The sequence below is a fragment of the Pseudomonas rosaeacicularis genome (assembly GCF_057128745.1).
In genome coordinates, this window is the sequence record NZ_JBSKHT010000001.1 from 385,108 (window position 1) to 398,912 (window position 13,805).

Consider the following 13,805-nt stretch of genomic DNA (forward strand, 5'->3'; position numbering starts at 1 on the left):
AATGACGTCTTCGCGGACAGGTCCGCTCCCACAGGATTTGCGGTCAACCGAAATGTTGCAGGTGCAGACAGTCACTTGGTTGCATGCGCCGCGGGGTTCGCGGCGCATTGTAGTTACCTCAATCCAGCGCTTTCCAGATATCGGTCGCGTACTCGCGAATCGTCCGGTCCGAGGAGAACCAGCCCATGCGTGAGGTATTGAGCACTGCCGAGCGCCACCATTCGGTAGGGTTGTGCCAGTGCGCCTCAACCTTGGCCTGAGCCTGCCAGTACGACTCGAAGTCCGCGCAGACGAAGAAACGGTCGTACGCGATCAACTGATCGATCAACCCGGCATAACGGTACGGATCATCCGGTGAGAACACTCCGCCACGAATCGCCTGCAGCACATCGTTCAAACGGCCGGAAGAGGCAATGTCGCCGTGGGCGTTGAACTCCCCGGCATGTTTGCGCGCTTCGACTTCCTGCGAGGTCATGCCGAAGATGAACATGTGCTCAAGCCCGACCTGCTCGCTCATTTCCACGTTGGCGCCGTCCAGGGTGCCGATGGTCAGTGCGCCGTTCAGGCCGAATTTCATGTTGCTGGTGCCTGAAGCCTCCAGACCTGCCGTGGAAATCTGCTCCGACAAGTCGGCTGCCGGAATAATGCTTTCCGCCAGGCTGACGTTGTAGTTGGGCAGAAATACCACTTTCAACTGCCCGCGCAATGTCGGGTCGTTGTTGACCGTGCGCGCAATGTCGTTGGCCAGTTTGATGATCAGCTTGGCCGAGTGATAACTGGCCGCTGCCTTGCCCGCGAAGATCTTCACCCGCGGCGCCCAGTTAGTGCTCGGGTCGGCTCGCATGGCCTGATACAGCGCCACGGTGTGGAACAGGTTCAGCAGTTGGCGCTTGTACTCGTGAATCCGTTTGACCTGCACATCGAACATCGCCTCAGGATTGATCACGATGCCCATGCGTTCCTGAATGATCGTAGCCAGCGCTTTCTTGCTCTGCAAACGCTGCGCGGCGAACTGTTTCTGGAAATCAGGTTTGTCGGCATACGGCTCAAGCTTTAGCAGAGCGGTTTCATGGTTGTCGAGCACCTGCTCGCCCAGCTCGTTGACCAGCATCGAGGTCAATTCCGGGTTGGACTGGAACAGCCAGCGGCGGAAGGTGATGCCGTTGGTTTTGTTATTGATGCGATCCGGATGCAGCTTGTGCAAGTGCGCGAACACGGTTTTGCGCATCAGCTGGGTGTGCAGCGCCGAAACGCCGTTAGTGCTGTGCGAACCAATGAACGCCAGGTTACCCATGCGTACGCGCCGGCCGTTGTCTTCTTCGATCAGCGACACGGCACGCAGCAACCCGAACAGGTCCGGATCGTCCTTTTGCGATTCACGCACATTGTCGATCAGTTGGGCGTTGATCATGTAAATGATCTGCATGTGCCGCGGCAGCATGCGTTCCATCAGGCCCACAGGCCAGGTTTCCAGCGCTTCGGGCAGCAACGTGTGGTTGGTGTAGGCCAATGTCCCGACAGTGATGCGCCAGGCTTCGTCCCACTCCACATCGTGCAGATCGATAAGGATGCGCATCAGCTCGGCCACGGCGATCGAGGGGTGCGTGTCGTTCATCTGGATCGCAGCGTGTTCGGGCAGGCTGCCGATGGTGTAACCCATGTTCTTGTGGCGACGCAGCAAGTCCTGCAGTGAAGCCGAGACGAAGAAGTACTCCTGACGCAGGCGCAACTCCTGGCCGGCTTCGGTGCTGTCGTTTGGATACAGCACGCGAGAAATACTTTCCGCGCGCACCACTTCTGCCACAGCGCCAACGTGGTCACCGGCGTTGAAGCGCTCAAGGTGCAGATCTTCAACAGCTCGGGCGCGCCATAGACGCAAAGTATTGACGGCCTTGCCGCGCCATCCGACCACGGGCGTGTCGTAGGCAATTGCCCGAACGGTTTCGCCTGCGTGCCAGATCTGTCTGGTTTCGCCGGAGGCATCCAACGCCGGGATTCCTGCCTCGTCCAGCACTGGCTGCACGCTGCCGCCAAAGCCGATCAGGTAGATTACTTCCGGACGCTCAAACTCCCACGGGTTGCCGAAGTCCAGCCAGTTTTCGGTTTGTTCCTGCTGCCAGCCGTCGACGATCGCCTGACGGAACAACCCGTGCTCGTAGCGGATGCCGTAGCCGTGACCGGCGATGCCCAAGCTGGACATACTTTCCATGAAGCAGGCGGCCAGACGACCCAGGCCGCCGTTGCCCAGTGCGGCGTCCGGCTCCAGGGTGCGGATCTTTTCAAGATCGACGTTCAGACCCTTGAGCGCCACACGGGCGGTTTCCAGGATGCCGAGGTTGCTCAGGCTGTCGAACATCAACCGCCCGATGAGAAATTCCAGTGACAGGTAATAGACGCGTTTCTTTTCCTGTTTATAGATGTAGCGAGTGTGATTCATCCACCGCTCAGCCATCTTGTCGCGGGTCGCCAGCGCAATTGCCATGAACCAGTCATGGTCGAACGCATGGTCGGGATCTTTACCGACGGCGTACTCAAGTTTATTGAGCACAGCTTCACGAAATGCTGCCACTTCAGCGTCACGAACATTGGGTTCCGGAGACATCGGTTACGACCTCATGTTGGTTTGACGATGCAAAGGGGTTGTTTGACTGTAGGGCGTGTCATCGGTTATTTCCTGCCAAATGAGTGAAATAACCGATGACGCGACCCACGCTTGGACTCAAACAGAGTGTTGTGGTTCGCATCACACTTCAAGTGTCAAACGCCTGCATTGATCGTTCCATTCTTGATTGGGCGGCGTAAATACGTGAAAAAACAGTGGGGCATGATCATTCACTGATTCGGGTTTATGATGCCCACCGGCAGATAGACAGCAGCCCCTGAATTAGACTTTGTGGAGCACCTATGCAGACTTTGTACCCGCAGATCAAACCTTATGCCCGGCACGATCTGGCAGTGGAAGAGCCGCATGTGCTGTATGTCGATGAAAGCGGTTCGCCTGCGGGCTTGCCGGTAGTGTTCATCCACGGTGGGCCAGGCGCGGGATGTGATGCGCAGAGTCGCAGGTTTTTCGATCCCAACTTGTACCGCATCATCACCTTCGATCAGCGCGGATGCGGTCGATCTACGCCCCACGCGAGTCTCGAAAACAACACCACCTGGCATTTGGTCGAAGACCTTGAGCGCATTCGCAAACATCTAGGCATCGACAAGTGGGTGTTGTTCGGCGGTTCGTGGGGTTCGACGCTGTCGCTGGCGTATGCCCAGACTCATCCTGACCGGGTGCATGCGCTGATCCTGCGCGGGATCTTTCTGTGCCGTCCCCAGGAAATCGAGTGGTTCTATCAAGCGGGTGCCAGCCGTCTGTTCCCGGATTACTGGCAGGACTACCTCGCGCCGATCCCGCTGGATGAGCGTCACGACCTGTTGGCGGCGTTTCATAAGCGCCTGACTGGTAGCGATCAGATCGCGCAGATGCACGCTGCCAAAGCCTGGTCGACATGGGAAGGCCGGACTGCGACTTTGCGCCCCAATCCGCTTGTCGTAGACCGCTTTTCCGAGCCGCAACGTGCGCTGTCGATCGCTCGGATCGAATGCCATTATTTCACTCACAATGCCTTCCTCGAAGAAAACCAGCTGATTCGCGACATGCCCAAAATCGCGCATCTGCCGGGAGTCATCGTGCACGGTCGTTACGACGTCATCTGCCCGCTGGACAATGCATGGGAATTGCATCAGGCGTGGCCCAACAGCGAGCTGCAGGTGATCCGCGATGCGGGGCACGCGGCGTCCGAACCGGGGATTACCGACGCACTGGTGCGCGCAGCTGCACAGGTGGCGCAGAGATTGCTGGACCTTCCGCCAGAAGAGGCGTGAAGAGACCTGTAGGAGCCAACTTGTTGGCGAGCAGGCTATTGCGTTGGGCATGACACACCGCCTCGCGAACAAGTTCGCTCCTACAGAGGTCGGCGGCTATACAGGGTTCTTGTAGGAGCCAACTTGTCGGCGAGGGGCTCACCGCAACCTTCTTGTTGAACATAGGTTTTTGAATGAAAGGTTTGCTTCAACGGGTTTCCCAGGCACGGGTGGATGTCGGCGGCGTAACCGTCGGCGCTATCGATCAGGGGCTTTTGGTCCTGATTGGCGTTGAACCTCAGGATACTCAGGCCAGCGCCGAGAAGCTTTTGCATAAACTGCTTAACTATCGGGTGTTCAGCGATGCCGATGGCAAAATGAACCTGTCGTTGAGCGATGTGCAGGGCGGTCTGCTGCTGGTTTCCCAATTCACGCTGGTCGCGGATACCAAAAGCGGTTTGCGTCCCAGCTTTTCAAAAGCGGCGCCGCCAGCACTGGGTGCCGAGCTTTTCGAATATCTGGTGCAGAAGGCTAAAAGTTTGCACGGGAACGTCGGCACGGGCCAATTTGGTGCAGATATGCAGGTCCATTTAACCAATGATGGCCCTGTGACATTTTTGCTTGAGGTGTAAAAGCCTGATTTTGCTCCAAGGCCCGACTTTATTAGCTAAAAAGCCATAAATACTTTTGTTCACCTGATGCGTTGTAACGCGGCCTGCTAGATAATCGCGCGCTACAAAGACGGGTATTGACCTGTCCAATCAGTAAAAACGCAGACTGGTCCGGCACCGCTTGGGGAATCATTAGCCTCTTTCGGAGTCGGAACAATGCTCGCCAACCCGGCATTTGATAGCTGGCCGTTGGTTTCTTCATCTGTTTTCGGCGAGGGTTGCTCGTGATTGTTAGTCCATGTAATGCACCAAAGACTTCCGGCAAGCGCTTGCATCGTGCGCTGTTGGCGGGGTCTGCTCTGTTTTGTCTGTTGGGCGCCAGCCAACTCTGGGCGTTCGATCTTGACGACGTGGCGACAAAGGCCAAAGAACTGGCCGGACAGAAATTCGTAGCGCCTAAAAGCAACCTTCCGGCGGAATTTCGCGACATGAAGTTCGCGGATTACCAGAAGATTCGTTTCTTGCAGGACAAGGCTGAATGGGCCGCTGACAAAACGCCGTTCAAGATTTCGTTCTATCACCAGGGCATGCACTTTGATACGCCGGTGAAGATCAACGAAGTCACGGCCACAACCGTCAATGAGATCAAATATGATCCGTCACGGTTCGACTTTGGCGATGTGAAGTTCGATCCCAAGTCCACCGAGAACCTCGGTTACGCGGGTTTCCGCGTCATGTACCCGATCAACAAAGACGACAAGCAAGACGAAATCATGACCATGCTGGGCGCAAGTTATTTCCGCGTCATCGGCAAGGGTCAGGTCTACGGCTTGTCCGCTCGCGGCATGGCCATCGACACCGCGATGCCGTCTGGCGAAGAATTCCCGCGTTTCACCGAGTTCTGGATCGAAAAGCCAAATCCAGACGACAACCATCTGGTCATCTTCGCGCTGCTTGATTCCCCACGCGCTACCGGCGCTTACAAGCTGACTCTGCGTCCTGGCACTAACACGCTGGTGGACGTGCAATCGCGTATGTACCTGCGTGACAAGGTCGGCAAGCTCGGGGTTGCGCCACTGACCAGCATGTACCTGTTCGGCGCCAATCAGCCTTCCAAAGTGCTCAACTACCGGCGCGAGCTGCACGATTCCAGCGGTTTGTCGATTCAGGCAGCCAACGGCGAGTGGATCTGGCGTCCGCTGAACAACCCTAAACACCTTGCTGTGAGCAGCTTCTCGGTCGAGAACCCACGCGGTTTCGGTCTGCTGCAACGTGGTCGCAACTTCAGCCATTACGAAGACCTGGACGACCGCTACGACAAACGTCCGAGCGCCTGGATCGAGCCGAAGGGCGATTGGGGCAAAGGCACTGTCGATCTGGTTGAGATCCCGACTGCCGATGAAACCAACGACAACATCGTTGCGTTCTGGAAGCCTGAAACCCAGCCTGCGCCAGGTGAGCCAATCGACTTCAACTACCGTCTGCACTGGACCATGGATGAAAACTCGATTCACTCCCCTGATCTGGGCTGGGTCAAACAGACCCTGCGCTCTACCGGTGACGTGAAGCAGTCCAATCTTGTGCGTCAACCAGACGGCAGCGTTGCTTATCTGGTGGACTTCGTGGGTCCGGTTTTGGCCAAGCTGGGTGAAGATCCGGCGATTCGTAGCCAGGTCATCACCGATGACAACACTGAGCTGGTCGAAAACAATCTGCGCTACAACCCTGTGACCAAAGGCTGGCGCCTGACGCTGCGCCTGAAAGTCAAAGACACCAACAAGTCAGTGGAAATGCGCGCGTATCTGTTGCGTGAAACCCCTGCCGAGCCTGGCAAGGAGCCTGCAGTTATCACTGCGGACAAGACCGATAAGAACGCCGACAAGCATGTGGACGCCAAGCCGGCCCCGGCAGCGCCAGTCGTTGCTAGCGCTCCAAAGGAATCGAAAGAGACCAAGGCGCCGATTGTCAACATTGATGCCGCACGTGCTGATGGCGTGAAAGCCGATGCAGCCAAAACTGCAGAAGCAGCGAAAGTTGCTGAAGCAAAAGCTGACGCAGAGGCTTCGCGACCAGAAGCAGCGTTGGGCGATGCAGCAAAAGCCAACAAAGGCAGTAAGGACCTTCAGCAGCCAGCTCCAGCGGCTGCATCCACCCAGCAGGACACGGCCAAGATCCAACAAATCTTGACCGAGACCTGGAGCTATCAGTTGCCAGCCGATGAGTAATTCACAAGCCGTGCCTGAGTCTCTTAACGAGTACCTGGCACACCTGCCGATGACCGATGAGCAGCGTGCCGAACTGGCAGGCTGTGGGTCATTCGCTGAGCTGCATGAACGCCTTTCGGCGCAGACCGTCACCGATCCAGCCGATGCCGCTTTGCTGTCGGTGGAGCGGCGTCTGACCCTGACCACCGCTGATGAGCTGCACGAGGCTGAAATGCTGGCTGTAGACGCCAGCGGTCGGGTATGCCTGAAAGCCACGCCGCCTATCCGCCGGACCAAGGTGGTGCCAGAGCCTTGGCGCACCAATATTCTGGTGCGCGGTTGGCGCAGCCTGACCGGCAAGGGCAACCCGCCCAAGCCGGCCCACGACGATTTGCCACGTGACTTACCCAAGTCACGTTGGCGCACGGTCGGTTCTATTCGTCGTTACATTCTGTTGATCCTCATGTTGGGCCAGACCATTGTTGCTGGCTTCTACATGAAGGGCATCCTGCCGTATCAAGGCTGGTCGCTGGTTTCGTTCGACGAAATCAGCCACCAAACCCTGCTGCAAACCGCCGCTCAGGTTTTGCCGTATGCACTTCAGACCAGCATTTTGTTGCTGTTCGGGATCCTGTTCTGCTGGGTGTCCGCAGGTTTCTGGACCGCCTTGATGGGTTTTCTCGAGCTGCTGACCGGGCGCGATAAATATCGTATCTCCGGCGCCAGCGCAGGTAACGAGCCGATCGAAGTCGGTGCGCGCACCGCACTGGTGATGCCGATCTGCAACGAAGACGTGCCGCGGGTGTTTGCTGGCCTGCGCGCAACATTCGAGTCGGTCAAAGCGACTGGCGATCTGGATCGTTTCGACTTCTTTATCCTCAGCGACTCCAACGAAACCGATATCTGTGTGGCCGAGCAGCAAGCCTGGCTGGACGTATGCCGTGAGACTGGCGGTTTCGGCAAGATCTTCTATCGCCGTCGTCGCCGCCGTGTGAAACGTAAAAGCGGCAATCTGGATGACTTCTGCCGTCGCTGGGGTGGTGACTACCGTTACATGGTCGTGCTCGATGCCGACTCGGTCATGAGCGGTGAATGCCTGACCAGTCTGGTGCGCTTGATGGAAGCCACGCCGGACGCCGGTATCATCCAGACCGCGCCGCGCGCTTCGGGCATGGATACGCTGTATGCCCGCATGCAGCAATTCGCTACCCGTGTGTATGGTCCACTGTTTACGGCCGGTCTGCACTTCTGGCAGTTGGGTGAATCCCACTACTGGGGACACAACGCGATCATCCGTATGAAGCCGTTTATCGAGCACTGCGCCTTGGCGCCGTTGCCGGGTAAAGGTGCATTCGCGGGCGCCATTCTGTCTCACGACTTCGTTGAAGCTGCGCTGATGCGCCGTGCCGGCTGGGGCGTTTGGATTGCCTACGATCTGCCGGGCAGTTACGAAGAGCTGCCGCCCAACCTGTTAGACGAACTCAAGCGCGACCGTCGCTGGTGCCACGGCAACCTGATGAACTTCCGGTTGTTCCTGGTCAAAGGTATGCACCCGGTTCACCGGGCGGTGTTCCTGACCGGCGTGATGTCGTACTTGTCGGCGCCGTTATGGTTCTTCTTCCTGGTGCTGTCGACTGCGTTGTTGGCCGTCAACACGTTAATGGAGCCGACGTACTTCATGGAGCCTCGTCAGCTGTATCCGCTGTGGCCTCAATGGCACCCGGAAAAAGCTGTCGCGTTGTTCTCGACCACTATCGTGCTGCTGTTCCTGCCTAAAGTACTCAGTATCATTTTGATCTGGGCCAAAGGTGCGGTCGGCTTCGGCGGTCGGATCAAAGTCACGATGTCCATGCTCATGGAAGTGCTGTTTTCCATGCTGCTGGCGCCCGTGCGGATGATCTTTCACACCCGCTTCGTTCTGGCCGCATTCCTGGGCTGGGCTGCGACCTGGAACTCGCCGCAACGGGACGATGACTCCACGCCATGGAGCGAGGCCGTCAAACGCCACGGTCCGCAGACCTTGCTCGGCTTCTGCTGGGCGCTGTTGGTGGTCTGGCTGAATCCAAGCTTCCTGTGGTGGCTGGCGCCAATCGTCGGTTCGCTGATGCTGTCGATCCCTGTGTCGGTGATTTCCAGCCGCACCAACCTGGGCCTTAAGGCGCGTGACGAGAATCTGTTCCTGATTCCTGAAGAACACACTCCGCCGCAGGAACTGGTGTCGACCGATCAGTACACCCACGAAAATCGCTGGCATGCTCTGAACGACGGGTTTGTGCGCGCGGTGGTTGATCCGCAGCAGAACGCCTTGGCCTGCGCCTTGGCGACATCGCGTCACCGTCACGCCGAGCCGATCGAGTGGATGCGTACCGAGCGTGTTCGTCATGCGGTCAAGGGCGGTCCGGAGTTGCTCGACAACAGCGAGCGTCTTGCGCTGTTGAGTGACCCGGTCGCGCTGGCTCGTTTGCACGAAATGGTCTGGACCGAAGGGCTCACGTCCTGGCTTAACGCCTGGCGCGAGTCGATCCAAGCAGACCCACACGCGCCGCTGCTGCCTTTGCAGCCTGCCGGTCATGTGCTTGAGCCAACGCTCGTAAACGCGTGATCGCTGGCTGAAATAAAAGACGCCCCTGAAGCTCATGCTTCAGGGGTTTTTTTTGACGCGATATTCTGTAGAAGCCAACTTGTTGGCGAGCGTTTGATTCGGTTTGTCGGGCACACCGCCTCGCGAACAAGTTCGCTCCTACAGGTAGCACTAGGTGCGTTTCAAACCCGAAACTTCCCCACCATCCCCTGCAAGTCGAGCCCCAACCGCGCAAGCTCTGCGCTTGAAGCTGCGGTTTGCTCACTGGCGGCGGCGGTCTGATCGGAGATATCGCGCACGTTCAAAATGCTGCGGTTGATTTGCTCGGCCACGGTGCTTTGTTCTTCACCCGCCGTGGCGATTTGCTGATTCATGTTCTGGATGGTCGAGACCGTTCGGGTGATGTGTTCCAGTGCGCAGCCGGCTCGGCGACTCAGGTCCACGCTGCTGTCAGTCAGGCTTTTGCTGGCATCCAGCGCAGTGACCACCTGCTGCGTGCCGTTTTGCAGTGCAGCGATCAGCTCTTCAATTTCTTCCGTGGACTGTTGGGTCCGCTGCGCCAGGCTGCGCACTTCATCGGCCACCACGGCAAAACCGCGACCCGCCTCGCCGGCCCGTGCGGCTTCGATGGCCGCATTCAAGGCCAGCAGATTGGTTTGCTGAGAAACCGACTTGATCACGTCCAGCACACCGCCGATCTTGTCGCTCTCGGATTTCAACTGGCTCATCGCCTGGGTCGAGTTGGTCACTTCGCTGGCCAGCCGTTCGATCTGTTCAATGGCATCGTTGACCACCGCGTCACCCTCGCGCGCTTGTTGATCAGCCTGGCTCGCAGCCTCCGAGGCCTCCTCGGCATTGCGCGCCACCTCCATGACCGTGGCAGTCATCTGATTCATCGCGGTTGCCACTTGATCGGTCTCCTCCTTCTGGTTGTTCACGCCGACGGCTGTTTGCTGTGTCACCAACGACAACTGAGCAGCTGCACTGGCGATTTTCGCCACGCCTTCGCTGATACCGCCGATCAACTGCCGCAAGTTCAGCGTCATCGACTGCATGCGTTGTTGCAGTTCGCCCATCTCGTCACGACGGGTGACGACAAGGTCCTTGCTGAGGTCGCCCTGGGCGATGCGTTCAGCAGCGCTCAACGTCTGGCGCAGCGGGGTGATGATCTGTTGGGTGATCAGCCAGGCCGCCAGCAAACCGAGAAACAACGCCAGCCCGGCAACGCCAGTCAGTGCGGTACGCGACTGTGACGCCTCGCTGTCACGGCGGGCGCTTAACAATGTGCTCAACTCGTCTGTCGATGCCAGCAGTGTCTCGCCCAGTGCTTCCATGCTTTCGTGCGCAGCTTCGGTCTTGACCTGAATGTCTTTGAATTGGCCGAGTTGACTGCGGTAGTTCTGTAAGGCCTGACTGGCCAGTTTCAAACCGGAGGTACTGCCTTCGGCCTGATCCTGAGAAATCTCGCCAATTTCCTTGAGTGACTCGTCGATGGCAGTGATCGCCGCGAGCTCGTAACTCTCCTGCCCGCTGAACACGTACGCGAGTACCTCGTAGCGCGCGTTTTGGATCTGCCGACGCAGTTGGAGAATGTTGGTAAATTCGTCCAGTTGCTCACTGCTGTCCTGTTCCTGGCTGACGGTTTTTAGCACCTCACCTTCCACTTGGCCCACTGCGGCCACTGCTTGCGCGGAGTGCTCGTTCAGGCGCAGCTGAGCCGCTGCGCGATCTTTGAGCAACTGGCCAAGCCCGGTGAAGTTTTTTTCAAGCGTGCGCACCGTTTCGCTTTGCCCGTTCAACAGCTTGACCTGCTCGGCCTGATCCGTATCCGCACGCAGCTTTATCAGATGAGCTTCGATTTCATTGAGGCGGTTCACGACTTGAATGGCAGTTTCGGAAGTGTTTTCGGTGCGGAAGGTCACACGCTCGGCACGCAGGTCCTTGGTCATTGCGTTGAGTTGACCTACGGCGGTGATCGACTCGGAGCGTTCGATCATGGTGTCCAGCCCATGCCAGCCAGTGAGCGCAATCGCCAATGTCAGCAGCAACACCAGCCCGAAGCCCAGTGACAGCTTGAGTTTGACGCTGGTATTACCGAGCGCCTGATTAATCCCTCCAAACATGGTGTATCTCCTGCGAATGAGCCATCAAAGGCCCGCCCGGCAACAGCTGAGCGTGCGTTGAAAGCGCATCGGCAGGGGATCGAACTGCACGACCTGAAGTAGTCGTAGGAGATTTCTGATTAGCAGGGCGGGGTGATGCGGGTCACGGATTTACGCGGTTGCCGAAACGTTTAAGAGCTGCCGAAGGCTGTGATCGCGGTGTGTCAGGCACATCGAATCGCAGCCTTCGGCAGCTCCTACAGGGGTAGCGGGGCGCGCCGCGATCACGCTTAAACGCGGAAACGCCCCACCAACGTCTGCAAATGCGTACCCAACCGAGCCAGCTCAACGCTCGACGCTGCAGTCTCTTCACTGGCGGCGGAGGTTTGCTCGGAGACGTCGCGCACGTTGAGCACGCTGCGGTTGATCTCTTCGGCTGTGGCGCTTTGCTGCTCGGCGGCGGCAGCGATTTGCTGGTTCATGGCTTGAATCGCGGACACGGTTTTGGTGATGTTCTCCAGCGAGCTGCCGGCGCGGCGGGTCAGTGCCACGCTGCTGACGGTCAGCTCGCGGCTGTTGTCCATGATCGTCGCCACTTGCTGCGTACCGTTTTGCAGGCCGGCAATCAGCGATTCGATTTCTTCGGTGGACTTCTGAGTGCGCTGGGCCAGGCTGCGCACTTCGTCTGCCACCACCGCAAAGCCACGCCCGGCTTCACCCGCACGCGCCGCTTCAATGGCGGCGTTGAGGGCCAGCAGGTTGGTTTGCTGGGCCACTGACTTGATCACGTCCAGCACGCTGCCGATCTTGTCGCTCTCGCGCTTGAGTTCGCCCATGGCTTCGGTGGAGTGGCCCATTTCGCTGGCCAGTCGCTCGATCTGGTCAATGGCCTCATTCACTACCCGGTCGCCTTCGCGCGCCTGCTGATCCGCTGCAACGGCGGCTTCGGAGGCTTCCTCGGCGTTGCGTGCGACTTCCTGCACCGTGGCCGCCATTTCATGCATCGCCGTCGCCACCTGATCGGTTTCAACTTTCTGGCTGTTGACCCCGGCGCTGGTCTGCTCGGTCACGGCGGACAGTTGTTCTGCCGCGCTGGCAATTTGCGTCACCCCGTCGCTGATACCACTGACCAGCTGGCGCAGATTGACGGTCATGCGTTGAATGCTGCCTTGCAACTGGCCCAACTCATCGCGTCGGTCCACGACAAGGTTATGGGTCAAGTCGCCAGACGCAACGCGCTCGACGGCGGTCAGTGTGTCGCGCAGCGGATGTGTGATCTGCCGGGTGATCAGCCAGGCAGCGATGATGCCGAACAGCAGGGCGATCAACGTGACGATCCCGAGTGTTTTCTTGGCGTTGCTGCTGTCTGCTTCGCGTTTGGTGTTCTGGGACACGTTCATCTTGTCGCTGAGGTCCAGCAGTTGCTGACCCAACGCCGTCATTTTATCCATCGCCTGACGGCTGCTCAGTTGCGCATCGCGGTACACGCCCACGGCCGCGCGGTAGCCTTTGAGTGCTACGCCGGCCCGCTGCAATTGAGGGATGTATGCCGCCGGAATCTCGCCGGCCAGGGTGTTGATGCCGGTCACCGCGTCGTCAATGGCTCCCGTCGCGTTCTTCTCGAAATCCGGGTTGCCGCTGTAGGTGTAACCGCGCACCTGAAAACGTGCTTGCTGGATCTGCTTGCTGACTTCCACGGCGCTGTTGAACTGCAGGATATTGTCGTGCTGCAACAGGGTTTGCTCGATCTTGCCCACTTCGTCCACAGCAGCATCGGCGGTAGCGCCGAGATTGACCCGGCTGGCTTCGCGAGCCTGGATGGCTTTGGTCATGTCTTCGAACGCGCGACGGTAGTCGCCCGCCATCTGAATTTGCGTGTCCAGCAGCTTCAAGTCCTCAGGGTCAATCATTTTCGCGCGTGCGGTTTTCAGGGACGCGTCGAGCTTATCGAGGGTTTTGCTGACCTCGGCTGCGGCTTCAGGGCTGAATTTTGCGTCGTAGACCATCCGCGCAATGCGTAGCTCAAGGGTGGCTTCATTGACCAGCGAGATGTTGCCGAGCTTGTCGCCTCGGTTAATCACAGAGCTCACACCCGACCAACCGGTGAGCATGATGAGCACAGTGAGCAGCAGCACCAGGCCGAAGCCGATACCCAGCTTGAGACTGACGCCTGCGTTGGCGAGACGTTGGGCAAACCAGCGAGTCATGATGATTCCTTCAGCGTTGTTATTGTCGACGCCTGTGCATCGGCGCGGCGTAACAAAACTGAAGGACTGTGACAAATTTCCAGATGAAGTGTGGGAGGGGGTTGCTCCTACAAGGATTAAGGCGTTTGCAAGATTTCGGTTAAGACGAAATTCCTGGGAGCGGACCTGTCCGCGAATGCGGTGTTGCAGGCGGTGAGTCTATGTCGAATGTACCGGCCTCTTCGCGGACAGGTCCGCTCCCACAG

At 58.2% G+C, this 13,805-nt stretch carries 7 protein-coding genes and 1 pseudogene; 4 read left to right on the forward strand and 4 right to left on the reverse strand.

Translation table 11 applies throughout. The features are described from left to right. Positions 1 to 118: 118 nt before the first annotated feature. Positions 119 to 2,602, reverse strand: coding sequence for a glycogen/starch/alpha-glucan phosphorylase (locus ACWKWM_RS01855; RefSeq protein ID WP_483844472.1), 2,484 nt, complete (start codon positions 2,600 to 2,602; stop codon positions 119 to 121). A gap of 302 nt (positions 2,603 to 2,904) precedes the next feature. Here ACWKWM_RS01855 and pip point away from each other — a divergent pair, with 302 nt between their 5' ends. From pip to mdoH, 4 genes are all read left to right on the forward strand, one after another. Beyond that, on the forward strand, positions 2,905 to 3,876 hold the full coding sequence (gene pip, locus ACWKWM_RS01860) for a prolyl aminopeptidase (RefSeq protein WP_483844473.1): 972 nt from the start codon (positions 2,905 to 2,907) through the stop codon (positions 3,874 to 3,876). A 173-nt stretch (positions 3,877 to 4,049) separates the two neighbouring features. Further along, complete coding sequence (gene dtd, locus ACWKWM_RS01865) at positions 4,050 to 4,487, forward strand: D-aminoacyl-tRNA deacylase (protein ID WP_483844474.1); 438 nt, start codon at positions 4,050 to 4,052, stop codon at positions 4,485 to 4,487. Between the two features lie 257 nt (positions 4,488 to 4,744). Continuing rightward, on the forward strand, positions 4,745 to 6,691 hold the full coding sequence (locus tag ACWKWM_RS01870; RefSeq protein WP_483844475.1) for a glucan biosynthesis protein G: 1,947 nt from the start codon (positions 4,745 to 4,747) through the stop codon (positions 6,689 to 6,691). Continuing rightward, positions 6,684 to 9,272: a glucans biosynthesis glucosyltransferase MdoH gene (gene mdoH, locus ACWKWM_RS01875; protein ID WP_483844476.1), complete on the forward strand. Its 2,589-nt coding sequence runs from the start codon at positions 6,684 to 6,686 to the stop codon at positions 9,270 to 9,272. Before ACWKWM_RS01870 ends, mdoH begins: the two co-directional genes overlap by 8 nt. 161 nt (positions 9,273 to 9,433) lie before the next feature. On the opposite strand, the gene ACWKWM_RS01880 is transcribed toward mdoH, so the two are convergent. From ACWKWM_RS01880 to ACWKWM_RS01890, 3 genes and pseudogenes are all read right to left on the reverse strand, one after another. Further along, the gene (locus ACWKWM_RS01880; RefSeq protein WP_483844477.1) at positions 9,434 to 11,374 is read right to left on the reverse strand and encodes a methyl-accepting chemotaxis protein; all 1,941 of its coding nucleotides are present in this window, start codon (positions 11,372 to 11,374) and stop codon (positions 9,434 to 9,436) included. A 269-nt stretch (positions 11,375 to 11,643) separates the two neighbouring features. Then, positions 11,644 to 12,507 carry a methyl-accepting chemotaxis protein gene (locus ACWKWM_RS01885; RefSeq protein WP_483844600.1) on the reverse strand — a complete coding sequence of 288 codons (864 nt, stop codon included), beginning with the start codon at positions 12,505 to 12,507 and terminating at the stop codon, positions 11,644 to 11,646. Next, a pseudogene (locus ACWKWM_RS01890) lies at positions 12,499 to 13,560 on the reverse strand (methyl-accepting chemotaxis protein); the annotation flags it as partial. The pseudogene ACWKWM_RS01890 and the gene ACWKWM_RS01885, both read right to left, overlap by 9 nt. Positions 13,561 to 13,805 lie beyond the last annotated feature (245 nt).

Excerpts from the sequence above, each read along its gene's own strand:
- ACWKWM_RS01855 (WP_483844472.1), bottom strand. The coding sequence starts at position 2,602 with ATGTCTCCGGAACCCAATGTTCGTGACGCTGAAGTGGCAGCATTTCGT.
- ACWKWM_RS01880 (WP_483844477.1), bottom strand. The coding sequence starts at position 11,374 with ATGTTTGGAGGGATTAATCAGGCGCTCGGTAATACCAGCGTCAAACTC.
- ACWKWM_RS01885 (WP_483844600.1), bottom strand. The coding sequence starts at position 12,507 with ATGACCGTCAATCTGCGCCAGCTGGTCAGTGGTATCAGCGACGGGGTG.
- pip (WP_483844473.1), top strand. The coding sequence starts at position 2,905 with ATGCAGACTTTGTACCCGCAGATCAAACCTTATGCCCGGCACGATCTG.
- mdoH (WP_483844476.1), top strand. The coding sequence starts at position 6,684 with ATGAGTAATTCACAAGCCGTGCCTGAGTCTCTTAACGAGTACCTGGCA.
- dtd (WP_483844474.1), top strand. The coding sequence starts at position 4,050 with ATGAAAGGTTTGCTTCAACGGGTTTCCCAGGCACGGGTGGATGTCGGC.